Raw genomic sequence first — 20,967 nt, 5'->3', positions numbered from 1 at the left:
CGCTGCGGGACGTGGAGCTGAGGCGTTCGCGATAGACGGCCCGGCCCCGACAGGCGCAGGAATGGACACGCTCCCTACAAGGCTGATCGGCCTGACCTGGTTGAGGGCTCTACTCCCCCGCGCCGTCTTCGTCGAGCTCGATCGCGTCCGGGTCACGCAGCGGACGTAGGCCCACGCACGGCACGGAAGCGCTGAAGCTGCAGCGGCCCAGGACGATGAAGGTCCTTGCCAACGGCTGCAACGATGTTCCCCACGACCGAGCCGGGCCCCTGAGCGCAGTCCACACGTACCTTCTCCGGCAACCCACCCTGCGGCCCGAACGGCTCCTCCCGCACCACCGCCGCGCGCAGCGCGGCCAGGACCGATTCCCGTGACGGATGGCCCGGGGTGACCACCACGCCCATCACCGGGTTCCACGCGCAGTCCACGAACCACGTGATCCACGCATGCGCACGGTGCCCTCGACATCGACGAGGACCGGGGCCTGGACGTGATCGGCCTCCCACACCTGATTCCGCCAGCCCCTAGGACGGGCCAGGAACACATCATGCTTCCGGGCCTCACGCTCACCACCGGCCAGCCTCGCCCGCTCCCCCGCCGTCAGATCACGCCGAATCGCACGATGCAACGTCGGAATCGACGGCGGCGGATCGCCCTCACCCCTCGCCGCACGCGCCGTCAGCTCACGATGGACCGCAGCAACGTTCCCCCTCCACAAGCCGAGCAGGGCACGGACCTCCGGAGTAACCGTGAACCTCCCGTAGTAGCGGACCCGCTCACCAGGCGCCGCCGCCGCAGCTCCGTCCTTCACGGCGGCGGACAGCCACCGCCACACCGCGCGCTCTCGCACACCCAACGCATCCGCCGCCGACCTCACATGCCCGGTAGTGAGCTCCCCCACCGGCGCAGAGCCAGCAGACGGCGCACCGCGGGCCCCCGCAACGCCCGAACCGACTCGACCGGCAAAGCAGCGCCCGTAACCGCGCCCGACCCCGCCGGCGGCTGAGTTCCTTCACCCACCCTTGTGCCGGCCCCGGTTGGGCCAGGCGGAATGAGTCCGAAGGTGGCTGTCCAGAGCCCTGTCCCGCAGGAGTTCACCGCCGGGTTGGACACGTCGACTCCATAAGAGCCGGTCGATGCCGGTGCTCGATGCGCGACATGGCGTATGCAGGCAGAGGTGTCCAGCGGCTGCGTGGACACTTGCAGGGCGCTGTCTGGGGCATCGGCCCGTTCCCGCCGCGGCGGCCGGCGGAAGCGGCCGAAGGGGAGAGATCTTGGCTGTCGACCACCGTGTGTGCTGCGGTCAGGCAGAGCAGGGTGTCCACGGCCAGGGACGAAAAATGGTGCGCCGAACTACCAACGTGAGAAGGATCCTTCTTATGCGTGCTGACCCGGGGGTGGCCAGTGTGGGCAGGAGTCCGAGGGAAAGGACGGCAGCGTGAGAATCATGCTCGACAACAACATCTGGTCCTACCTGGGGGATGAGCGGGCAGGGAAGCGGTTCAGTGCGCTTGCCCATTCCCTTGATCGTCATCACCACCCCCACCGGCCAGATCGGCAGCCAGACCCTCGGTCGTGTCCTGGCGGCCGGAGCGCCGGTCCGCGTGATCGTGCGCGACGCCTCCCGCCTCCCCGCCGAGGTGCGACGTCGGGCCGAGATCGTCGAGGGCTCGCACGGGGATCCCGACGTGGTGGCCAAGGCCTTCAGCGGGGCGGAATCCGTCTTCTGGCTGGTCCCCCCGGACGGCAGGACCGAGAGTCTCGACGCCGCCTTCTCGGGTTTCACCCGGCCCGCCGCCGAGGCCCTGGGCGCGGCCGGCGTACGGCGGGTCGTCGGCATCTCGGCCCTCGGCCGGGGGACCCCGATGGCGGGCCGGGCCGGTCATGTCACCGCGTCGCTCGCCATGGACGACCTACTGGCCGCGACGGGCGTCGCCTACCGGGCGCTGACCATGCCCTCCATCATGGACAACCTGCTTCGCCAGGCCGAACTCATCAGGAACCAGCACATGTTCACCTCACCCGTCTCCGGTGACCGCGTGATGCCGACCTGTGCCGTCCGGGATGTCGCCGCGGTTGCCGCGAACCTGTTGCTGGACGACACCTGGAGCGGCGTCGAGGAGGTTCCCGTTCTCGGCCCGGAGGAATCGGCGCGCGTTCGGCGAGGACGAGCAGTGCATGCCGCAGTTCCGTGCTCAGCTGGGTGAGTCGATGGCTGGACTGGCCGCCCCTGTATATGTGCAGGCGGAAGACGTTGACGGCGTGTCCGTCACGATCGTCGGCGAAGGTCTTCGGGAGCCCGGCGAGCAGTTCGTAGTCGCGCTTGCCGGTCGCCGCGTCGGCCACGGCTTTGAGGGACAGATCATCTAATTCTGCGGCGGACAATGAAGTGTCGACTGCAACAGCATGGGTCGCCAGAGCCGCAAAGAGCTCGATCAGTCGCTCGCCTGCCGTCGTGTCGATGCCCCAGGCCTGCAGGTTCTCGTGGCGACGAGCCTGCCGCCATGGCTCCTGGTCTACCAACGGCAGCAGAACACGGCCCAGATGAGCGCAACGACGCCACAGCATGTCGTGGTCGGGGGGCACGGTCGATCCTCTCGACTCGACGGCGAGTGGAAGGCCTGAGGCCGAGGACCAATTCGACGACCACCAGGCCCTCCAATTTCTCACTACGTGCAGGGCACGTACAGAACATCGCTGTACACGGTGCCGCTGGCGGGGGAGCCGCTCGAGCTCACGAGGGTCCCGTACGTAGTGGGACGGAAGGCGATGCCCTCACTGCGGACGGCCCGGCGGTCTGATCGTGTAGGCGGCCTGGCCGGACGACACCGGACAGCACCAGGCAGCCCTGGCCGTCGCGGAAGACGGGAGGCGAGGGCGGCCGCGACGTCGTTGGACGCGTCCGGGATGACGGGCTGCCAGGAAGGTAGTGCATCTCAAGTCCGGCGGCGAACTGGAGCGTCATGTGCGGCACGGTGCCGGGAAGGGCTTCAGTGCGGCTGATAAGGTCGGTCGGCTTCCGGATGGACTCGTCCCATGAGCCGGTCGGTCGTTGGCCGCCCCGAGGTACCGACGAAACGGGCCCCTGGTAGAGACGAAAGTCGCGGCCAGAGGACCAATGCGCCTTGAGCGCCGGCTTTTCCCTGCGACTCTCGCGCGCCTTCCACTCCGGCAGCTGACCGCGCCTCGGCCCACTCGGCGCTGAACACGGCCGGTCGCGCCCCGACCGCTACGCGCTGGGCGGAGAGCACTCGATGTCGGGGACCGTCGTGGCCGCCGAAGGCGCCTGGTTGGGGGCGGGGTCGGCGCCCTCGTCGAGCCCGCGGGCGGCGTGGACCCGCAGGAGTCCTTCGATGCCACGCAGCAGGGTCTCGCCGGCCAGGACGGGGTCGCCGAGGTAGCCGGCGCTCATCGCGCCGTCGCGGAGCATGACGAAGTGCCGCCCGGCGTAATCGGCGGACGCGTCCGTGATCTCGGCGAACAGTCCGGTGATCGTCTGCAGGAACCACTCGCGGTGCTGCACGACGGCCCGGTGGACCGGATGGCCGGGGGCGGGGAATTCTGCCGCCGCGTTGAGGAAGGCGCATCCGCGGTAGCCGGGCGAGCGGATCTGCTCGACCAGGGACGCACCGATACCTCGCAGGATGCCGTCGGTCGGCGCGTCCGCGGCCATCAGGGCGCCGATCTGGGTGCGGATCGCCTGGTCGACGCTTCCGATGTAGGCGACGGCCAGGTCTTCTTTGCTGCGGAAGTGGCGGTAGAAGGTGGCGTTGGTGACCTTCGCCTCGGCGACCAGGCGGTCGACGCCCACCGTGTGAATGCCCTCGGTGTAGAAGAGCTGCCCGGCGGTACCCAGGAGCCGCTCTCGGGCCTCGGAGACTCTCTTTCCGGTGCCGGCTTCCGTCTGTGTCATGTCGCTCATCATAGCGGATAGAACGATCTCTCTATATCTGATGTAGAACGTTCTCTCTTGTTTTAACGAATAGGGTGTGCCAGGCTACAAACAAGAGAGATCGTTCTCTCTCTCCGAGACAGCCGCCCGTAGCCAACCCCGTACCTCTCCCCGCACTCACTGGAGAACCCCATGGCATCCGTCGCCTCCGCCGAGCACGTCAGCGCCGCGCCCGCGCTGCGCCGGCTGTACGTCATCCGCTTCGTCTTCGCCGCCGCGTGGGCGGTGCTCCTGCTGGTGTCCGGCTCCGACCTCACCACCGGGGCCAAGCTGCTGCTGTTCCTCTATCCCGCCTTCGACGTGGCCGCGGCCGTCGTCGACGCCAGGTCGGCGCGCGCCGCCGGGCCGGTCAAGGGCCTGTACGCCAACATGGCCATCAGCTCGCTCGCCGCCGTCGGCGTCGCGGTCGCCAGCGCCTCGGGCGTCGCCGATGTGCTACGCGTCTGGGGCGCGTGGGCGGTCGTCTCCGGCCTGGTCCAGCTCCTCGTGGGCGTCGCGCGCCGGCCGATGGGCGGCCAGTGGGCCATGATCGTCAGCGGCGGCATCTCGGTGCTGGCCGGCGCATCCTTCTTCCGAGGCGCCTCACAGCATGACCCTTCGCTGACCACCCTCGCCGGCTACGCCACGCTCGGAGGGATCTTCTTCCTCATCTCGGCGTTCCGCCTGTCCCGCTCGACCCGCAGGGGCTGACCGCTGTCGACCAAGGATCGCGGCGACCGGATGCGGCGCGCAAGTCCGGACGCGCCCGACAGGGTCCGGCTCGGCAACACGCGGATGGCGTTCGGCGCCATGAGGCTAGCCGGGCCGGGGATCTGGGGGCCGCCGGGCGGCCCGGGACCACCCGATTCGGCTGGCCCGGGGGCGGTGGAGCTCGGCGTCGATCACATCGACAACGCCATCCAGAAGAACGACGCTCTGTACGGGCACAATCGCTACGCCCTGTTCGCCTTCGGGGGCGACAAGCACCGCACCGATCAGGCGATCTCCTTCCCCTCGGGGAGCAAGCCGAGGTTCCACTCCGACTTCTCGGAGTCCACCGAGCTCAATGACCGGTACATGCCTATCCGCGGTGACGGCACGGTGTCGATCCTCGCGCAGACCCCGCCCGAGTGGTCGAGCACGGGCCAGCCGCTGTGGCTGGACAGCAGGCACGCGGATCTCATGAACGCGAACAAGGCCATCGAGCAGCTCCAGCGCATCTGTGACGACGTTCCGCTCGCCCAAGCGCTGAGTTCCGAGTACCCAGTCGGCGTGGAACTGCCCGATGTCGCCGTCGCCGGCGAGCCGTTCGAGATCTGGGCAACGAACGCCGAGGCCACGATGCGTTTACGAGTGCGGCGCCTCACCGAGAACGGCACGTGCGTGTGGGACGAGGAGATGCGGCCGTGCGGCGACGGGACCTTCCGCGCCGAGGCCCGCGCCGAGGCCGGACGGTGGACACTGGAGGTCTATTCGGCGACGGTCAGCTACGTGTGCCGAGACGTGATCCTGGTCGTGTGACCGCATACGACCCCGGTCCCCCCCTCACGTCGGGGAACCGTGCTCTCGCACCGGGTGCCCAACAATGAGCCCGAGCTGCTGGAACTGACGGGCCTTCGACTACGCAACCTCCAGGGCGGCAGAACATCGCCTTGACCCCTTTGACCTCGTCAAATCGAGCCACACGCACATCCTACGGTCCCCTGCAGCGTCGCTCCGCAGGCCGCTCAAACGCTGAGGCGGCTGCCCCCAAGAGCCCCCCTGCCTCGCCAGCGGCTTGCCGAACACGATTGGGAATCAGTCATATCCGGGCTCGCGGGCTGTTCGGGGTGCGGCTTCTACAGGTCGAACTCAGGTGCTCGATGTCCGTGAAGTGGACCTCTTCCAGGGAGCCGGCGCGGCGGCCGCCGTCCTGGAAGTAGGTCTCCTTGAGGGCTTCGGCGGCGATCTCCCTCAGGCGGTCGTCGTTGGCGCCCTGCTCCTGGGCCTCGAAGAGGCGGGCGGCGTGTCGCGGCGGCAGGGCGACGGTCAGGTGCCGGACCCGGTCCTCATCCGTCGACCCGATCGGCGCGACGTAGCCGAGCCGGGCCCGGGTGTCGATGACGATGCCGCCTGTGCTCGCTGCCTTCTCCCTGGCCTTCGCCCGGATCTGCGGCTGCCACCGCCTCTTGACCTCGGTCTCCAGGCGCGCGGCGAGGTCGGGGCGGGGCTTCTTGATCTGGTCCTTCACGTACCGCTCGACTTTTCTCATCCTTGGTAGGCCGAGTTTTCGACGTGGTGGAGAACGAGGACGGCCTGGACCATTGCGGTCGTCCGGGACGGGCTGCAGCGCAGCTTGGTCAGGATTTTCCAGGTCTTGAGGGTGGCGACGGCGCGTTCGCCGCGGCAGCCGATCCGGGCGTGGGCCTTGTTCACGGCCTTCTGCCGGCGCGACAGCTTCGGCCGGGAGCGGTGCCGCCTGAACGGGATACGCACGGAACCGCCGGCGCCTTGATACGCCTTGTCCGCGAAGGTCATCACGTCAGCGTTGGTCAGCGCGGCGACGATGCCGTGGGTTCGCGCAGCAGTCAGGTTGGCTTCGTCGATCTCTGGGAACAGCGTTTGTCGACGGGTTCCGGAGTCAGTTGGTCATCACTCGGCTCGTGATTGTCGAGCAGAAGTGACGGCGCTGCGCGTGGGGACGGCTACGAAAAGGGAAGGCGGGAACCAACGGGCGTTGGCAGGATGTCCGAGCTCAGCACCCGATGGAAAAGGACCAGCCGACTATGGCTCGTGCCATCACGTTGATCCGCTCTGCCTTCCTGTCCGACGTCGCCGAGTATGCCTACGCGGCTACGGCCCCCGCCGAGTCACGCCTGATCTTCCTCGCCGGGGCGTGTCCGTTGAACGATGACGGCTCCACGGCAGCGATCGGTGACTACGCGGGTCAGGCAATGAAGGCCATCGAGAACATGCAGGCCGCCCTCGCTAGCTCAGGTGCGTCGCTCCAGGACGTCATCAGTACAAGGGTTCTCGTCGCGTCGGCCCGGCGAGAGGACCTGGTGGCTGCCTGGGAAGCAGTCCGGGACTCGTTCGCTGACCATGACGTCCCCAGCACCTCGATGGGCGTCACCGTGCTCGGCTACAAGGACCAACTCGTCGAGATCGAGGCCGTCGCCGCCGTGCTCGATTCTTGAGCCCACTGACGCGCTGCGGCGGCCTGACAGCCCCTGCCACTTGTCGCGCCGCGAAAGGGAGAAAAGGACCAGTCCATGCCCCAACCCACTGCCCCGCTCACCGAGTTCATCCGCGCCTACGAGCAGGCCACCAACAGCCACGACATCACCCAGCTCGTCCCGCTGATCGCTCCCGATGCCGTCTACTGGTTCTCCGACGGATCGCATCGCGGCCGCGAAGCCATCCTCTCCGCCATCGCCAAGACCTTCGCCACCATCCGCGACGAGATCTACCAGATCGACGACCTGGAGTGGATCGCCCACAGCGATGACCACGCGATATGCCGCTACCGGTTCACCTGGACCGGAACCATCGACAGCCAGCCGCGATCAGGAAGCGGCCGCGGCACCAACGTGCTCGTCAACAACGCCGGAACCTGGCAGATGCTCCACGAACACCTCAGCGCATAACCAGGCGGCAGCACCGATCCACAGGAATTGACAATTACTCGCAGCACCATCAGCACCAAGCACGAACCACTACAACTGAGAAAACCTCAGCTCAGAACACACACTGCGCACAAAAACGACCCGCGAAACGAGAAACGCGCGAGCCCGACCATCGACCCGATCGCCGGCTCGACACCCCCGTAGTGGTCGCCGCACAACAACGGATATGACTGGCAGGGCATCTGAGCTGCCGTAATGTGGCCGTTTGCCTGACTGGCCGTGCGGTCCGGGAGGCGCCCCCCGGCTCCGCGCGACCTGGCGCAGCGTTCAGTACTGTTCGGTCTCGACGAAGCCCGCGTCGGCGTCGTCGTCGGCGCCGAAGGCGTCGGCAGCGGCGGTCGGGTCGAATCCGGGCGGGCTGTCCTTGAGGCCCATGCCCATGCCGGCCAGCTTCGCCTTGACCTCGTCGATCGACTTCGCACCGAAGTTGCGGATGTCGAGCAGGTCGGCCTCGGAGCGGGCGACGAGCTCACCGACTGTGTGGACACCCTCGCGCTTGAGGCAGTTGTACGAACGGACCGTGAGCTCGAGCTCCTCGATCGGCAGCGCCAGATCGGCAGCGAGAGCGGTGTCCGTCGGGGACGGGCCCATGTCGATGCCCTCGGCATCGATGTTGAGCTCGCGCGCCAGACCGAACAGCTCGACCAGGGTCTTACCGGCCGACGCCATGGCGTCACGGGGACGCATGGCCTGCTTGGTCTCGACGTCGACGATCAGCTTGTCGAAGTCGGTGCGCTGCTCGACACGGGTCGCCTCGACCTTGTACGTGACCTTGAGCACCGGCGAGTAGATGGAGTCGACCGGGATACGGCCGATCTCCTGGCCCGCCTGCTTGTTCTGGACGGCGGAGACGTAGCCGCGACCGCGCTCGACGGTCAGCTCCATCTCCAGCTTGCCCTTGCTGTTCAGCGTGGCCAGGACCAGGTCCGGGTTGTGGACCTCGACACCGGCCGGCGGGGCGATGTCAGCAGCGGTCACCAGACCGGGACCCTGCTTGCGCAGGTACATCACGACCGGCTCGTCGTGCTCCGAGGAGAGATCCAGCTGCTTGATGTTGAGGATGAGGTCGGTGACGTCCTCCTTGACGCCCGGCACCGTGGTGAACTCGTGCAGGACACCGTCGACACGGACGCTGGTAACCGCAGCACCCGGGATCGAGGACAGGAGCGTACGACGGAGAGAGTTACCGAGGGTGTAACCGAAGCCCGGCTCCAACGGCTCAATGACGAACCGGGAGCGGAACTCGTCGACAACCTCTTCGGTCAACGAAGGACGCTGAGCAATCAGCATGGTGGTGCCTCCAGATTTCGGCGCCCGCTATTTGACGCCGTAGACACCCAACGGTATCGGCAATACGACCTCACAAGAGGCCGCACCGCCCGACACCGCCAGGGGACAGGCGAAGCATGCAAATGGACTCGAGTGATGACATATCGACTGAAGACGTGTCTTCACAGCAGGGCCAGATCCGTCCGTCAAAGCGGAGCTGGCTCAGCGGGAACCTTCGGCCGGTTGCCGGACACGTATAGAGCATGGAACTGAACGATGCTGGTCCCGCCGTACCGGCCGGAGGGATATCTGACCGAGAGCTGTGGGCGAGGGCCGTCGACGGCGACCGGGAGGCGTTCGGTCGGATGTTCGACCGTCATGGGATGGGAAGACCGTCTACAACCACCTGTTCCGGCGCACGGCCGACTGGTCCGAAGCTGAAGACCTCACGTCGACCGTGTTCTTGCACGCCTGGCGTCGGCGATCGGAGACGGTGTTGGACCGAGACTCGGCCCTGCCGTGGCTGCTGGGCATCGCCGACCGCCTGCTGTCGAACACCAGGCGGCGGCTGAGGCGGGCCGAGGCGTTGCTGCGCCGGCTCGTCTCGCATGCCGAGCCGGTGGGCGACCACGCGGACCGCGTCGCCGTCCTGGTCGACGACGAGCGTCGCATGTCGGAAATCCACCGGGCGTTGGCTCGGCTGCCGCGCCACGAACGCGACGTCGTCGAGCTCTGCGTGTGGTCGGGCCTGGATCAGCAGGCGGCTGGGTCCTGAGGAAGCTGATGCGGTCCGGGGGTCTTTGTCGGCTCCGGTCGCGGCCTGGCAGATCAGGGAGTTGATCGCGTAGTGGACCGGCAGGTAGGCCCAGATCTCCTGGTGGACCAGGTCCGGACTCTTGGACCGCAGGACCTTCCCCGGGCCGCGTAGGACGGTCTTCAGCTGGCGTTTGCAGTTTCCTCCTCCCATCTCCGGAGTGGTAGGCGGAGGCCAGTTCGGCGGCGGCCGCAGAGTCCGGCTCGGTGACCGTGGTGATCAGGCAGATGCGTTCCCCGCCGTCTCGGTCGGGGAGTCCTGATGCGGACGTCGGCTGACTCGCGTTAGTTGGCCTCCCCCAGGTAGCTCAGGGCTTGGCAGAAGTCATCGAGGGCAGGGCCGAAAGCGAACTCATCGAAATCCACGTTCGCGATCGACAGATTCGCGTGGACGTCGTGGACGGCGGCCGGAGCAGCACGGAACAGGATGCGCTGGGCGTGAGGGCATAGACCAGTGGGTGTAGGCGCCCCGCGTTGGCCGCCTACACACCCGGCTCTGGCGCTACAGGGCGAGAACGTCCTGAAGGTGCAGCCCCGTCAGGTGGAACACACTGGGTAGCCGGCCACAAGAAGGCAGATGATTCTGCCAGTCTGCGGGCCACGGTGGTGGCGGCGTGCGGTCGTGGAACGCACATCGAGATCCCACAAATGCGGGTCATCATCCAGCGAACACACCGCCACAGCCGGCCCGTCGGGCTGCGGGTTCCCGGCCAGAGCCCTCGCTGCATCCCGACCGTCAACCTCCTTGAGGCAGCTGGGGCTTGATCCTGAAGAGCTCGCCGCCGACCTGGCCGACGAGGTCGTGGCCGTAACTCACGAGCTCGGGAGCGATCCCGCCCTGCACCGGGCTCTTCGGCAGCGGCACCCGGCCGCGCCAGCGCACCGCACCACTGTCCAGTTCGAGGCCCACCAAGTGCCCGGACGGGTCGAGGTAGTACGCATAGTCATCGAGGGAATCCGAACTCGTTGTGCTGCGGCGCGCCTGACACCGTCCACTCCCATGCGGGCCGGCCCAACATCACGACGCCGTGGCGCGTAACCGCGCCACGGCGTCTCAAAGTCTTGGCGAATCGGCCGCACCCAGGTGAGGTGTCACCTGGGTGCGGCCGAGCCGAATCAGCAGGTGGCGTTCAGACCGGCCCAGTCGGCGCGGTCGTTGTAGCCGCCGTCGCCGCCGTCGCCGACCACCAGGTCGAGCACGCGGACGCCAGTCAGATCGATGTCGGCCTGGCGGGTGTCGTCGCGAGTCAGCACACCGCTGTCGAACAGCACCCGGCCGTCACCGATCACCTGGAAGGTCGACGTGCCGCCGTCCGGGCCGACGTTGCGCACCGCGTCGTCGATGCCGACGGTCGCGGTCAGCCGGCTGCACTTGTCGCCGAGGTAGTAGCGGACCGCGGAGGGTGAGGCGACCCCGATACCGGTCGGGTGGACCTGGCCGAGCATGCTGATCGGTGACGAGCCACCGACGCTCAGGTCGACCGTCGGGCTCATCCACCCGCTGGTGGCGCTGATCCACTTGTGGTGCGACAGTACGACGTCGCCGTCCGGCGCTGCCGGTGCGACAATTACCGCCGTGGCCGTCTCCTGCCGCAGGCGTCCCTTGCCGATCACCTTGTACGACGTCTTGCCGGTCAGCGCAGTGCTGCCCGGCGCGGCGGTGACCGGCAGGGTCACCGTGAAGGCGAAGGTCGCGGAATGGTTGGAACGCAGCAGCTTCGGCGCCTTGCCGAGCGGACGGGCCGTCCAGTCGGCGGGCACCGTCAGCTCAACCTGCGGCGTGAACACCGGCTGCGCACCGTCGTTGCGGACGGTGACCTCGACCCGGGCCTGGTCGCCGCCGGCGACCAGCGGGGCGGCCCCGGCCGGCACCGCGTCGCCACCGACCTGCGTCACCTGCGGCAGGCCGGCGACGACGTGCGGAACACCGGGCTTGCCCGTGGCCGGGCCGACCCGGAACAGGGCCGCGCCGTGGGCCGGGACAGCGGCACTGATGGTGCCGGCGCTCTCGGTGACCTGGTTGGTCCAGGCGTTCTTCAGGGTGAACCGATCCCCGGACAGCCCGACCGACGACGCCTTCGTGGTCAGGGTCGTTGGGCTGTCGCCCCGGTTCAGCAGCATCACGGCACGGTCACCGTTGGCCAGCCGCTTCACCCAGGTCTCCGTCGTACCGGCGGGGCCGACGCGGACGGCCTGGATGCCGGCGGTGTCCTGGTTGATCGCGAGTACATCGGGGTCCGCGAGAATGCCGAGCGAGGTCTGGCTGAGCTTACGGACGTCGCTGCCGATCAGCAGCGGCGCGGCCGCCACCGACCAGAGCGTCATCTGGGTACGGAACTCCTCGTCGGTCATCCCCAGCTCAGGTCCGAGGTAGTCCGGGTCGTTGAAGTGCCCCGGCCCGGCGGCCTCGGGGTGCCGCGCGTTCGCGTCGTAGTTCCGCAGCACGTCCTTGAACTTGATCTCGCCGACGAAACCCACATCCGTGTACGTCCGCCAGGACTGCGCGATCGCCGGCGCGTAGGTCCAGGAGTACGTCGACTGCTGCTCATCCGGGTAGTTGCCCCAGTCCGGGGAGGTCACCGGGTTGCAGAGGTTGAAGATCATGGGGCGCCCGCTGGCGTTGTTCCGCAGCGCCTGCGCGAACTCGGTGTAGACGGTCTTCGGGTCGAGGTCCGCGGCGATCCCGCAGAGGTAGTCCACCTTGACCGCGTCGAACTCCCAGGCAGCGAACTGGTCCGCGTCGCGCTGGTAGTAACCGTGACTGCCGAGTCCGCACTTGCCCGGGATGTACGGGCCGGCGTCGGTGTAGATGCCGGCCTTCAGGCCCTTGGCGTGGATGTAGTCGACCAGCGGCTTCAGCCCGTTCGGAAATTGGTCGGGGTTGGCCACCAGGTCGCCGGCCGAGCTGCGTGGGGTCGGCGCCGCCCAATTGCCGTCGATCCAGACGTACTGGTAGCCGGCGTCGCGCAGACCGCTGCTGACCAGGAAGTCCGCTACTGACTTGACCTCGGCCTCGGTCGGATCGCCACCCAGCGCGTAGTAGGTGTTCCAGCCCATGTACGGCGTCGGGCTCAGCACCTGCTGAGGTGCTGGCGCCGTGACGGCGACAGTGCCGGCCGCCGGCCCGGCGTGGGCGGGTGCTGCCACGACCAGCAAGCCGGTCAGGAGGGCGAGGAGGACGGTGAGATGTCGTTTCACATCGGATCCTTCGATCAGGCGTGCCGACCCGTCCTGGTCGTGTGTCTGAGGTACCGCTCCCTCGTGGAGGGTGCGGCCGTCGGCCTTCGGACCAGTCAACGCCCGCGCGCCTGCGGTCGGTTTCCAGGATCTTGCAGCGGTTACCGGCGCGTGTCAATAATAATTCCTAAATTACGAGTTACTAGTAGAGCTTCGTCAGGTACCCCAACTGCCGTCTGCCAGGGAGCGCGTGAACTTGAATCAGGTGTGACACCTGAGGAGATGAGCGAGGTCCGTCCTTGCTGCCGACGGCACCGTCACCGCCGTGCTGGACTGGGGCAACGCACGGTACGGCGACCACCTCTACGATGCGGCCTGGCTCATCTACTGATGGCCGTGGTAGCCGCAGTGGCGCGCCATCGGCATCTACGCCGAACTGCTCGCCCACTGGCACGCCACCGGCCCACTCCCGCCCCACCTGCGCGAGCGCCTCCACGCATACCTTGTGCGGCTCAGCTCAGACGCCGTGCGCCGCGTCCTTGTTGACGATGTCCACCCTGCGCCGCTCGCCTGGGCAGAGCCGGCAGAGGTGTCAGCGTCTTCACACGCAACCGGATGGGGCCACTACCGACGCCGCCGCAAACGCGGTGACTGGCACGCAGCCGCCCAACGCAACCTGTTCAACCGCATGCTGGGGATGCTCTACCACTGCCTACAACACCAAACGCTCTTCAACGAGCAACGCGCCTTCACGCCACTGCGCACGGCCACCGCTTGACGCGTTGGCACCGTGAGATGTCTTTCCAAGGCCCTGACATCCATGCCGGGAGTCGGCGTCAGGACCGGAGCCCGCATCCTGATCGAGGCCGGTGATGGCAGCACCTTCCCGACCGCCGGCCATCTCGCCGCCTTTGCGGGTCTCGCCCCGGCGCCCCGCAGTTCCGGGTCGTCGATCCGCGGCGAACAGCCCTCCCGGAGGGGAAACAAGCTGCTCAAACGGGCCTTCTTCCTCTCCGCGTTCGTGGCCCTGGGCGACCCTGCATCGCGGGCCTACTACGGCAGGAAGATCGCCCAGGGGAAGCACCACACCCAGGCCCTGCTCCGCCTCGCCAGACGCCGGGCCGATGTCCTGTTCGCGATGCTCCGCGACGGAACATTCCACGAACCTCAGCTCGCCGGATCAGCCTGAAGCACCAAGAACTCGCCTGGCCTCGACCCACAGGCGCTCAAACTCCTCCGCGGAGATCTCGGCTGCCTGCGGCTGGTCCTGCCAGCCGTCGAGCACAGCCTCGGCCAGGACTCCGTACTGCCGTTCATAGCGACCCATCGCCGCGAGATCGGCATGATCACGCAAGTGCAGCACCTCTTCCAAAGAGGCAGCCGTCACCGGCCGTGAGTCCTTCCTCTGGACCTCAACGTGACGCGCCGCCCAGCCCTCGTCATCAGCCTCGAAATACAGCCACAGATCTTCGTCCTCGTAGTAGGTGCGGAACCAAGTCGTCATGCCCTCATCCTCACCCAACAGCAGCCCGCACCACCTTGACCAAACAGATAGGGGCACCTCCCGCTCCCTCGAGGTCGCCGACGGGTGGCACCAGCTGCAGAACCTGTCTGCCGCGGTGGAGAAGACTTGCCACCAGCACCGCGATCTCCACCGCACCGATCGGCACCGCTCGCCGTCGCGAGCGCCGACGCATTGAACGCGAGCCCTTCCATGACCACGCCACAGGCCCGCTGATCGTCGTCCTGGGCGAAGCGGCCGGCCACCCCGTCGCACCAGGCGAACTGTCCCTCGCGGGAGCGGAACTGATCGACCTCCTCAAGACCCCGACCATCCGGCTGGACGGCGGCCGAATCGTGCCAGGCCACCTCCCAGGACCAGCAGACCCCCTCCTCACCCGAGCCGCTGCCGCGCTCGTCATGCACAGCGACTGGCTATGGCGCAGAGGCCACTCCCTGACAGACACCTACAAGACCGCGCTCGAAGCACAGGGACTCATCGTCCGCGAAAGCCGCCGGCTCTTCCGCCCCGGGCACAGACCGTTCAATGGCCCGACGGCGGGTCTTGACGTGCCTGTGCCGCCGTCATCGTCAGCCATGATCGTCGGCTGCGTCGGCGCTGGCGAGGCGCGCACCTGGCCATGCAGGCGACTGCGGCGACCGCCGTCTGTCGCCCGCCCTCGTCGAGGAGCTGGAAACCGCTCTGACCGGTTACAACGGCGGCCCCAGGCTCCCGGTGCACACCGACCGGCCACAGCAGTCCGCCGCTCTCACGTCCGACCCCGCAACCGGCTGGCACCGGCCCGGCCTCTGAGGCCGGGCCGGATTCACCTGCGGGCAGCCAGCCCGGGCCCCAGGTCAGGCAGCGGCCAGGCTCTCCTTGAAGAACCCGGTCAGCTTCGCGACCGCGGTCGGCACGTATTCGTCCTTGTCGTAGAGGTCGATGTGCGTGGCACCGTCGATCCAGAACAGCTCCTTGGGCTCACGGGCCCTTTCGATCGCCTCACGGCTGAAGTACGCCGTGTCCGCCACGGTGCCGGCGATCATCAGCAGGGGGCGCGGGGAGATCAGGTCGATCAGGTCGTACGACGAGTACTGGGCGATCTGGTCGACGCTGCGGAGCAGGTACCGGTTGGGAGAGTTCGGGTGCTGCGCGCGCGGGGTGCGGTAGTAGTTGTGGCCCTCCTGGTAGAGGGTCGGCCAGCCGCGGGCCTCTTCCTGGGTCTCCGGGACGACCGGCCCCAGCTGGAAGGTGCCGTCCGTGGCTTCCGCGGTACGGGCCTGGGCCGCGGCGTCGAGCATGTCCCGCAGGACCTGCTCGTCCTGGCCGCCGCCCAGCCCCTCGCGGAACAGGGCGCCGATGTCCGCCGCGCTGACGGTCGCCACCGCCTTGATGCGGTGGTCGGTCGTCGCCGCGAAGGGAACGTAGCCTCCCGCGGCGCAGATGCCGAGCGCGCCGATGCGCTGCGGGTCGACCTCATCGCGGGTGGTCAGGAAGGTTGCCGCGCTCTTGATGTCTTCCGCACGGGCGAACGGGTTCTCCAGGAACCGCGGCTCTCCCGCACTCTCGCCTTGGCAGGCGGCGTCGAAGGCGAGCGTGACGAAGCCCTGTGCGGCGAGCTTCTGCGCGTACAGTCCGGCCGTCTGCTCCTTCACACCGCCGAAGGGGTGCGCGATGAGCACCGCCGGCCGCCGGTCACCTTCCACATGGTCCTCGGGGAAGAACAGGTTTCCGGCAAGCGTGATGCCGTTGCTCTGGAATTCCACACTGATCGGCTTCATTTTCATGCCCTTCTTGATATCGGCAAATTTCCGTGATGGTTTGTGTCTGCGACGCCTCTTGGGGAGGCATTTCCATCACGATCACACGCCGCATGGAGGGCAACAAGAGAGAGCTATTTCCTAGGAAAGGGCGTTCCTGGGAAATATTCCTCCCCCTCGCAGGAGGCGTACCGCCTGCCACACTGGGGACATGGCTACTGCAGACGCACAGCGCAACGAGCTCGGGGAATTCCTCAAGGCGCGGCGGGCCGAACTGGCCCCCGCCCAAGTAGGTCTTCCCCAGTCCGGAGCCGCCCGCCGGGTCCCCGGCCTGCGCCGCGAGGAAGTGGCACACCTGGCTGCCATCAGCACGGACTACTACACCCGCGTCGAGCAAGGCCGGCTCCAGGCATCCGAACCGGTCCTGAGCGCCCTGGCCCGCGCTCTGCACCTCGACGAGGACCAGACCGCCTACGTGAAGGGCCTGCACGGAGCCAAGCGCAGGGGGCGCCCGCAGCGTCGACCCGCCCAGCGAGTCCGTCCGCAGCTGCAGCGGCTGCTGGACCAGCTCACGGACTCGCCCGCCCTGGTCCTGGGGCGGCACATGGACATCCTGGCCTGGAATTCACTCGCGGCTTCTCTCATCACTGATTTTTCTGCCTTGCCACCAGGGGAGCGAAATTATCTCAGACTGGCTTTCGTCGACCCGCATGTGCGTGGACTCTTCGCGGACTGGGAAACAACAGCCCGCACCTGTGTGGCCTACCTCAGAATGGACGCCCTTCAATACCCGGACGATCCCCGTCTCGCCACACTGGTCGGCGAGCTCTCCGTACGTGACCCCGATTTCCGGCAGTGGTGGGCCGCCCACGACGTCGCACACAAGACATGCGGCACCAAGAAACTCAACCACCCCGTCGCCGGAGAGCTGACCCTCGACTGGGAGATCCTCGGCTGCGCCACCGATCCCGACCAGCAGCTCATGGTCATGACCGCCGTGCCGGGATCCGCCGCACAGGAAAGCCTCCGGTTCCTCGCATCCTGGACCGGCCCCGACAACTCTCCGCCGCGGGAACCCAGCGCACCCGCGGCCGACCGGCCCGGTGAAACACACCGCCGCCCTTAGGGTTGCGGCGGCCCGACCGCACCCCGTGCGGCCGATGAAGTCAGCGGCCGCGGGACCGGATTTGATCAGTGGTCGGCTGTCGTGGCGACGGCTTCGTCGTATGCGGCAAGGGTGCGGTACAGGGTCGACGTGCGAGGGCGCCCGGGCGGGCCCGCTTCCCATGCTGCCCCCGAGCACTCCTGCTCCGGTGCGGCCGCGCGGCAGGCGAGGCCGAATGACGTCAGGGCAGCAACACGGTCGGTGGTGATGAACGACTGTGTCTGCCCACGGTCGCGCCGGTCCGACATGGCGTCGACCGCGCGACTCCTCAGCCGCCACCCGTCGGAGCCAGAGCACTCTTCGACATGCCCTCACAGTTCCTGACGTCGGACCTGTTCACGCCGTTGCCGCATCCATTCCGGTGCCGGATGGCGCGGGATCGCAGGCGACGCCACCGTGGTGGAGAAGGGCTACCTGGGGTCCGTGAAAGTCCTCGGATAAGGCGTCGAGCCCGATGCGATTCCGTGTACTTCGCGGACGTGCGCGGCAGCCGGGCGTTCAGATCGCCACCCACCTGGGCCGCTCCGGCCCCGAGACTGCGAGAGGGCGCAGGGCGGTCCGGAAAGGTGCAATCCGCTGGCCGCTTCTCAGGGGGGCGTGGGAGCCTGCGGGTGATGCGGCTCATGTGGCAGCCCTGCGAGCATAGCGGCCCGTTGCAGCACGTCGCGGAGCATGGCGGGGGTCAGGGTCCGGGTCGACATGTTGCGCTGGCTGGGGTGGAATCCGCCGACCAAGTGCACCCGCCGTTCACCGCCAACGTCGGTGAGGAGGACTTCGGCGCCGTGGCCAAAGGCCGGGCGGGGGCGAGGCACCTGCCAGCCTGCACCCGACAGCACGGGGAGCAGCGCCTGCCAGGCAAAGCCGCCGAGCACCACGACAGCCCGCAACGTCGGTCGCAAAAGTGCCAGTTCGCGAACGAGCCACGGGCGGCAGGTGTCGCGCTCGGTGGTGGTGGGTCGGTTATCGGGCGGTGCGCAGTGCACCGGCATTGTGATCCGCACCCCGTACAGTTCCATGCCGTCACCGCGGTGGGTGGCGGTCGGCTGGGAGGCCAGGCCGAGGTCATACAGGACGGCGTACAGGACATCGCCGGACGGGTCGCCGGTGAAGATCCGCCCGGTGCGGTTGCCGCCGTGTGCGGCCGGTGCCAGGCCGACGATGGCCAGCACCGCGTCCGGCGGTCCGAAGCCGGGCACCGGCCTCGCCCAGTACTCCCACTCCCTGTATGCCCGGCGCTTGACCAGGGCGACCTCTTCTCGCCAGGCCACCAGGCGCGGGCAGGCCCGGCAGGAGGCCACGGCGGTGTCCAGCCTGCTCACGTCACGCATCCGGGGTGCGGTCGCGGCCGGGAAGTGCTGCCCGTCCGGGGTGGCAGGGCCGGTGTCGTGCAACGGCGTTCTCCTCTCCTGCGGGCTGAGGGCGCCGGCGCCCTCAGCCCGCAGCGGGTCTCCGGCCGGCCCACCCATCCGGCGATAAAATTGGGCGAGCCGAACACATCCACTCCCACCGGGGCCGTCCCCGCTGTCCGCCGGTCCCGGGCCGGGGCGGCCGATCGATCTGAAGGGTGCCGTCATGGCCGAACAGATCACCTATCGCCGAGTCTACGAGGAGACCGCGCCCAAGGACGGCAAGCGGGTACTCGTCGACCGGATCTGGCCCCGCGGCATGCGCAAGGAGGACGCGCACCTGGACCAGTGGCTGCGTCATGTCGCCCCGTCGAGCGAACTGCGCAGGTGGTACAGCCATGAGCACCGAGTTCCGTCGCCGCTACCTGGCCGAACCACGCGATGCCGGGCACCGCCAGGCGGTCGAGCATCTGCGTGAGGTGGCAACGCATGACAAGCTCATGCTGTTGACCGCCACCAAGGACTTGGACCACAGCCAGGCCGCGGTCCTGGCCGAGTGGCTGACCAAGAAGCGGTGACGAACATGAGTGTTCACAAGGACGGCGATCTGCGGAATTTGATCGTCGACGGTGGGTGCGGCGGAGCGCACGTCGTGTGGCGCTGTGCCGTCGGCGCGGCCTGCACCGTCACGGTCACTCGTCGACCATACCGACTCTCGCTCGGGCCACGCGGTTCTGGTACGTCGGCCGCGCGGACGAATCCAGTCCCACGTGCGACGCCATGCTGGCGGATCCCCCGCCGCCCGGAGACGTGAGAAGGATGATGATGCGAACGAACGTTATCCGCAACGAGCGCATGGCCGTCAGCTACGACGTGGTGAACGGCTGGACGGTTGTTGAGATCGACGGCGATGTGGACGCCCACACCTCCCCCCTGGTCCGTGAAGCAGTGATCAAGCTCGTCGACGAGGGACACCGCCACTTCGTCCTTGATCTGAGCTTCGTTTCCTTCCTGGACTCGATGGGGCTGGGCGTGGTCGTGGCGGTCACGAAACGCATCCGTGAACACGATGGCTCACTACGGATCGCGTCCGCCTCTGGCCGGATAGTCAGGGTCTTCGACATCAGCGGCCTGCGTGAGGCTTACGAGATCCACCCCTCGCCACAGGAGGCGACCCGACACGCTCCCTCGACCGGTGGCCTGGCGCACTGGCCCCACCCGTCAAGCTGAGGAACACTCACTGGCGTGCAGGGTGGGCGTGGACTCTGGCCTCGGAGTCCGACCTTGAGGAAACGTTCGGACAGTTCATCGACCGCATCAATGCCCGGCCCGTGTCACACGTGGCGAAGGCCTTGGAGCCGACGGCTCCAGGGCCTCGAAGGACGTGTCGGCCCTTGGCGATGGACAGCAGCACGCAGAAACTGAAGTGCAAGTCGTCGCAAAGGGCGGCTTGCCCAGGCTCTCCTTCGGCTTACCCGGGTGCGCCCGAACACCTCGCATCACAGATGCGATACACCGTTTCAGCATTGACCATGAGCAATGCGGTGGCCACAGACACATACGACGGCTCTCCCGGGCCAGCAGCGCCGCGAGCAGATTCTTGACGCCGTGCACCAGGACATGCCGCCCCCAGCCCCGACGCCCCCCCCCAACGAGTCGCATCAGCAGCAGCCGCGGGCCCAGCAATGACGGCACCCGGCCTTGCCGCCGAGTGATGCTTGAATGTGCAATCAGAGTGCACACTTTGCCCGGTTTGAGCGAGTGGTGCCCCCACAACTCCGCCTGAACCAGCCAACCAGGGACCACACCGCCCTCACCGCGCCGAAGCGGTCACCTCAGCACACCGCACCAGCCCGGACTGGAAGGACTGATGCAGGCGGTTGCCGCCTCCGGCGGCGACTGAGCTTCAGACAGCGGTCGCGCCACCTGTGCGAGCGGTGGAGCGGGGGTGGAGACACGGTGGTCGCGCAGGAGGGCCCATAGCACGCTGGCGGGGCCAAGGCGATGGCAGCCTGGGCGTTCTTGCATGCCTCGCCGCGCTTCTTGAGGTAGAAATCTCGGTTGGGGCCGTCGCGGATGATGCTGGTTTGTGCGGACAGACAGATAGAACACTCGGCGCAGGCGGCGGCTGTAGCGCTTGGGCCGGTGCAGATGCCCGGTCCGGCGCCCGGAGTCCCGGGGCACGGGCACCAGTCCGGCGGCGGAGGCTAGGTGGCCGACGTCGGCCTGGACCGCCAGATCTCCTGTCGAAACAACGATTTCCGCTCGCGCATGACTAGCTGGCCGCGCATGAACCTGGCTCCACTCATCAGGCCCCTTTGGAATCGGTCATCTAGGGAA

19 protein-coding genes and 7 pseudogenes are annotated in these 20,967 nt (G+C 67.8%); 13 read left to right on the top strand and 13 right to left on the bottom strand.

Annotated elements, in window-relative coordinates:
- Nucleotides 1–109 precede the first annotated feature (109 nt).
- Nucleotides 110–232: a hypothetical protein gene (locus OHB49_RS41845; protein ID WP_329166239.1), complete on the bottom strand. Its 123-nt coding sequence runs from the start codon at nucleotides 230–232 to the stop codon at nucleotides 110–112.
- Between the two features lie 1,291 nt (nucleotides 233–1,523).
- Between OHB49_RS41845 and OHB49_RS41840 the strand changes: the two are divergent.
- Both OHB49_RS41840 and OHB49_RS41835 read left to right on the top strand, forming a co-directional pair.
- Nucleotides 1,524–2,147 (top strand): annotated as a pseudogene (locus OHB49_RS41840) (NAD(P)H-binding protein); the annotation flags it as partial.
- A 31-nt stretch (nucleotides 2,148–2,178) separates the two neighbouring features.
- Nucleotides 2,179–2,370 (top strand): hypothetical protein, encoded by a 192-nt coding sequence (locus tag OHB49_RS41835; protein WP_329166238.1) that lies wholly within the window; start codon nucleotides 2,179–2,181, stop codon nucleotides 2,368–2,370.
- An 859-nt stretch (nucleotides 2,371–3,229) separates the two neighbouring features.
- Here the strand turns inward: OHB49_RS41835 and OHB49_RS41830 are convergent.
- The gene (locus OHB49_RS41830) at nucleotides 3,230–3,922 is read right to left on the bottom strand and encodes a TetR/AcrR family transcriptional regulator (RefSeq protein ID WP_329166237.1); all 693 of its coding nucleotides are present in this window, start codon (nucleotides 3,920–3,922) and stop codon (nucleotides 3,230–3,232) included.
- Between the two features lie 162 nt (nucleotides 3,923–4,084).
- Here OHB49_RS41830 and OHB49_RS41825 point away from each other — a divergent pair, with 162 nt between their 5' ends.
- A complete protein-coding gene (locus OHB49_RS41825) occupies nucleotides 4,085–4,642 on the top strand; it encodes a hypothetical protein (protein WP_329166236.1) in 558 nt (185 codons plus the stop codon).
- Between the two features lie 30 nt (nucleotides 4,643–4,672).
- Nucleotides 4,673–5,452: a hypothetical protein gene (locus OHB49_RS41820; protein WP_329166235.1), complete on the top strand. Its 780-nt coding sequence runs from the start codon at nucleotides 4,673–4,675 to the stop codon at nucleotides 5,450–5,452.
- Nucleotides 5,453–5,732: 280 nt separating this feature from the next.
- Here OHB49_RS41820 and tpg read toward each other — a convergent pair whose 3' ends face one another.
- Both tpg and OHB49_RS41810 read right to left on the bottom strand, forming a co-directional pair.
- The gene (gene tpg, locus OHB49_RS41815) at nucleotides 5,733–6,284 is read right to left on the bottom strand and encodes a telomere-protecting terminal protein Tpg (protein WP_329166808.1); all 552 of its coding nucleotides are present in this window, start codon (nucleotides 6,282–6,284) and stop codon (nucleotides 5,733–5,735) included.
- Nucleotides 6,179–6,505: pseudogene (locus OHB49_RS41810) on the bottom strand (transposase family protein); the annotation flags it as partial. The pseudogene OHB49_RS41810 and the gene tpg, both read right to left, overlap by 106 nt.
- 191 nt (nucleotides 6,506–6,696) lie before the next feature.
- Here OHB49_RS41810 and OHB49_RS41805 point away from each other — a divergent pair.
- Both OHB49_RS41805 and OHB49_RS41800 read left to right on the top strand, forming a co-directional pair.
- Entirely contained in the window at nucleotides 6,697–7,107 is a 411-nt protein-coding gene (locus tag OHB49_RS41805) for a RidA family protein (RefSeq protein ID WP_329166233.1), read from the top strand.
- A 75-nt stretch (nucleotides 7,108–7,182) separates the two neighbouring features.
- Nucleotides 7,183–7,557 carry a YybH family protein gene (locus OHB49_RS41800; protein WP_329166232.1) on the top strand — a complete coding sequence of 125 codons (375 nt, stop codon included), beginning with the start codon at nucleotides 7,183–7,185 and terminating at the stop codon, nucleotides 7,555–7,557.
- Nucleotides 7,558–7,863: 306 nt separating this feature from the next.
- On the opposite strand, the gene OHB49_RS41795 is transcribed toward OHB49_RS41800, so the two are convergent.
- Nucleotides 7,864–8,886, bottom strand: a complete 1,023-nt coding sequence (locus OHB49_RS41795) for a DNA-directed RNA polymerase subunit alpha (RefSeq protein ID WP_329166231.1) — start codon at nucleotides 8,884–8,886, stop codon at nucleotides 7,864–7,866.
- Nucleotides 8,887–9,128: 242 nt separating this feature from the next.
- Here OHB49_RS41795 and OHB49_RS41790 point away from each other — a divergent pair.
- Nucleotides 9,129–9,637 (top strand): annotated as a pseudogene (locus tag OHB49_RS41790) (RNA polymerase sigma factor); the annotation flags it as partial.
- Nucleotides 9,638–9,963: 326 nt separating this feature from the next.
- Here the strand turns inward: OHB49_RS41790 and OHB49_RS45995 are convergent.
- The 3 genes from OHB49_RS45995 to OHB49_RS41775 form a co-directional block, all read right to left on the bottom strand.
- Nucleotides 9,964–10,104, bottom strand: a complete 141-nt coding sequence (locus tag OHB49_RS45995) for a DUF6924 domain-containing protein (protein WP_443079699.1) — start codon at nucleotides 10,102–10,104, stop codon at nucleotides 9,964–9,966.
- 310 nt (nucleotides 10,105–10,414) lie between these two features.
- Nucleotides 10,415–10,591: a hypothetical protein gene (locus OHB49_RS41780; protein WP_329166230.1), complete on the bottom strand. Its 177-nt coding sequence runs from the start codon at nucleotides 10,589–10,591 to the stop codon at nucleotides 10,415–10,417.
- 203 nt (nucleotides 10,592–10,794) lie between these two features.
- Nucleotides 10,795–12,876, bottom strand: coding sequence for an NPCBM/NEW2 domain-containing protein (locus OHB49_RS41775; protein WP_329166229.1), 2,082 nt, complete (start codon nucleotides 12,874–12,876; stop codon nucleotides 10,795–10,797).
- Between the two features lie 286 nt (nucleotides 12,877–13,162).
- On the opposite strand from OHB49_RS41775, the pseudogene OHB49_RS45990 reads away from it, so the two are divergent.
- The 3 pseudogenes from OHB49_RS45990 to OHB49_RS41765 form a co-directional block, all read left to right on the top strand.
- A pseudogene (locus OHB49_RS45990) lies at nucleotides 13,163–13,246 on the top strand (phosphotransferase); the annotation flags it as partial.
- Between the two features lie 168 nt (nucleotides 13,247–13,414).
- Nucleotides 13,415–13,633, top strand: a pseudogene (locus OHB49_RS41770) (IS110 family transposase); the annotation flags it as partial.
- A gap of 21 nt (nucleotides 13,634–13,654) precedes the next feature.
- Nucleotides 13,655–14,044, top strand: a pseudogene (locus OHB49_RS41765) (transposase); the annotation flags it as partial.
- Here the strand turns inward: OHB49_RS41765 and OHB49_RS41760 are convergent.
- Nucleotides 14,036–14,359, bottom strand: coding sequence for a hypothetical protein (locus tag OHB49_RS41760; protein WP_329166228.1), 324 nt, complete (start codon nucleotides 14,357–14,359; stop codon nucleotides 14,036–14,038). The pseudogene OHB49_RS41765 and the gene OHB49_RS41760 overlap by 9 nt on opposite strands.
- A gap of 854 nt (nucleotides 14,360–15,213) precedes the next feature.
- A complete protein-coding gene (locus tag OHB49_RS41755) occupies nucleotides 15,214–16,137 on the bottom strand; it encodes an alpha/beta hydrolase (RefSeq protein WP_329166227.1) in 924 nt (307 codons plus the stop codon).
- 190 nt (nucleotides 16,138–16,327) lie between these two features.
- Here OHB49_RS41755 and OHB49_RS41750 point away from each other — a divergent pair, with 190 nt between their 5' ends.
- On the top strand, nucleotides 16,328–17,242 hold the full coding sequence (locus OHB49_RS41750; protein WP_329166225.1) for a helix-turn-helix domain-containing protein: 915 nt from the start codon (nucleotides 16,328–16,330) through the stop codon (nucleotides 17,240–17,242).
- 65 nt (nucleotides 17,243–17,307) lie between these two features.
- On the opposite strand, the gene OHB49_RS41745 is transcribed toward OHB49_RS41750, so the two are convergent.
- Nucleotides 17,308–17,529, bottom strand: coding sequence for a hypothetical protein (locus OHB49_RS41745; RefSeq protein ID WP_329166224.1), 222 nt, complete (start codon nucleotides 17,527–17,529; stop codon nucleotides 17,308–17,310).
- A 339-nt stretch (nucleotides 17,530–17,868) separates the two neighbouring features.
- Nucleotides 17,869–18,609, bottom strand: coding sequence for a uracil-DNA glycosylase (locus OHB49_RS41740; RefSeq protein ID WP_329166807.1), 741 nt, complete (start codon nucleotides 18,607–18,609; stop codon nucleotides 17,869–17,871).
- A 244-nt stretch (nucleotides 18,610–18,853) separates the two neighbouring features.
- On the opposite strand from OHB49_RS41740, the pseudogene OHB49_RS41735 reads away from it, so the two are divergent.
- Together OHB49_RS41735 and OHB49_RS41730 are read left to right on the top strand one after the other, a co-directional pair.
- A pseudogene (locus OHB49_RS41735) lies at nucleotides 18,854–19,205 on the top strand (DUF488 domain-containing protein).
- 247 nt (nucleotides 19,206–19,452) lie between these two features.
- On the top strand, nucleotides 19,453–19,857 hold the full coding sequence (locus OHB49_RS41730; protein WP_329166223.1) for an STAS domain-containing protein: 405 nt from the start codon (nucleotides 19,453–19,455) through the stop codon (nucleotides 19,855–19,857).
- Between the two features lie 600 nt (nucleotides 19,858–20,457).
- On the opposite strand, the gene OHB49_RS41725 is transcribed toward OHB49_RS41730, so the two are convergent.
- Nucleotides 20,458–20,886 (bottom strand): transposase, encoded by a 429-nt coding sequence (locus OHB49_RS41725; protein WP_443079698.1) that lies wholly within the window; start codon nucleotides 20,884–20,886, stop codon nucleotides 20,458–20,460.
- Nucleotides 20,887–20,967 lie beyond the last annotated feature (81 nt).

This window comes from Streptomyces sp. NBC_01717 (genome assembly GCF_036248255.1).
In the GTDB taxonomy this organism is placed as follows: Bacteria; Actinomycetota; Actinomycetes; order Streptomycetales; family Streptomycetaceae; genus Streptomyces.
Note: the sequence above shows the minus strand (reverse complement) of the source record. Positions and strands in the feature narration are given on the sequence as shown.

What these genes read in the sequence shown, in the direction of transcription:
- OHB49_RS41835 (WP_329166238.1), top strand. Translation starts at nt 2,179, where the DNA reads ATGCCGCAGTTCCGTGCTCAGCTGGGTGAGTCGATGGCTGGACTGGCC.
- OHB49_RS41830 (WP_329166237.1), bottom strand. Translation starts at nt 3,922, where the DNA reads ATGAGCGACATGACACAGACGGAAGCCGGCACCGGAAAGAGAGTCTCC.
- OHB49_RS41825 (WP_329166236.1), top strand. Translation starts at nt 4,085, where the DNA reads ATGGCATCCGTCGCCTCCGCCGAGCACGTCAGCGCCGCGCCCGCGCTG.
- OHB49_RS41820 (WP_329166235.1), top strand. Translation starts at nt 4,673, where the DNA reads ATGCGGCGCGCAAGTCCGGACGCGCCCGACAGGGTCCGGCTCGGCAAC.
- OHB49_RS41805 (WP_329166233.1), top strand. Translation starts at nt 6,697, where the DNA reads ATGGCTCGTGCCATCACGTTGATCCGCTCTGCCTTCCTGTCCGACGTC.
- OHB49_RS41800 (WP_329166232.1), top strand. Translation starts at nt 7,183, where the DNA reads ATGCCCCAACCCACTGCCCCGCTCACCGAGTTCATCCGCGCCTACGAG.
- OHB49_RS41795 (WP_329166231.1), bottom strand. Translation starts at nt 8,886, where the DNA reads ATGCTGATTGCTCAGCGTCCTTCGTTGACCGAAGAGGTTGTCGACGAG.
- OHB49_RS41760 (WP_329166228.1), bottom strand. Translation starts at nt 14,359, where the DNA reads ATGACGACTTGGTTCCGCACCTACTACGAGGACGAAGATCTGTGGCTG.
- OHB49_RS41755 (WP_329166227.1), bottom strand. Translation starts at nt 16,137, where the DNA reads ATGAAGCCGATCAGTGTGGAATTCCAGAGCAACGGCATCACGCTTGCC.
- OHB49_RS41750 (WP_329166225.1), top strand. Translation starts at nt 16,328, where the DNA reads ATGGCTACTGCAGACGCACAGCGCAACGAGCTCGGGGAATTCCTCAAG.
- OHB49_RS41745 (WP_329166224.1), bottom strand. Translation starts at nt 17,529, where the DNA reads ATGTCGGACCGGCGCGACCGTGGGCAGACACAGTCGTTCATCACCACC.
- OHB49_RS41740 (WP_329166807.1), bottom strand. Translation starts at nt 18,609, where the DNA reads ATGCGTGACGTGAGCAGGCTGGACACCGCCGTGGCCTCCTGCCGGGCC.
- OHB49_RS41730 (WP_329166223.1), top strand. Translation starts at nt 19,453, where the DNA reads ATGCGAACGAACGTTATCCGCAACGAGCGCATGGCCGTCAGCTACGAC.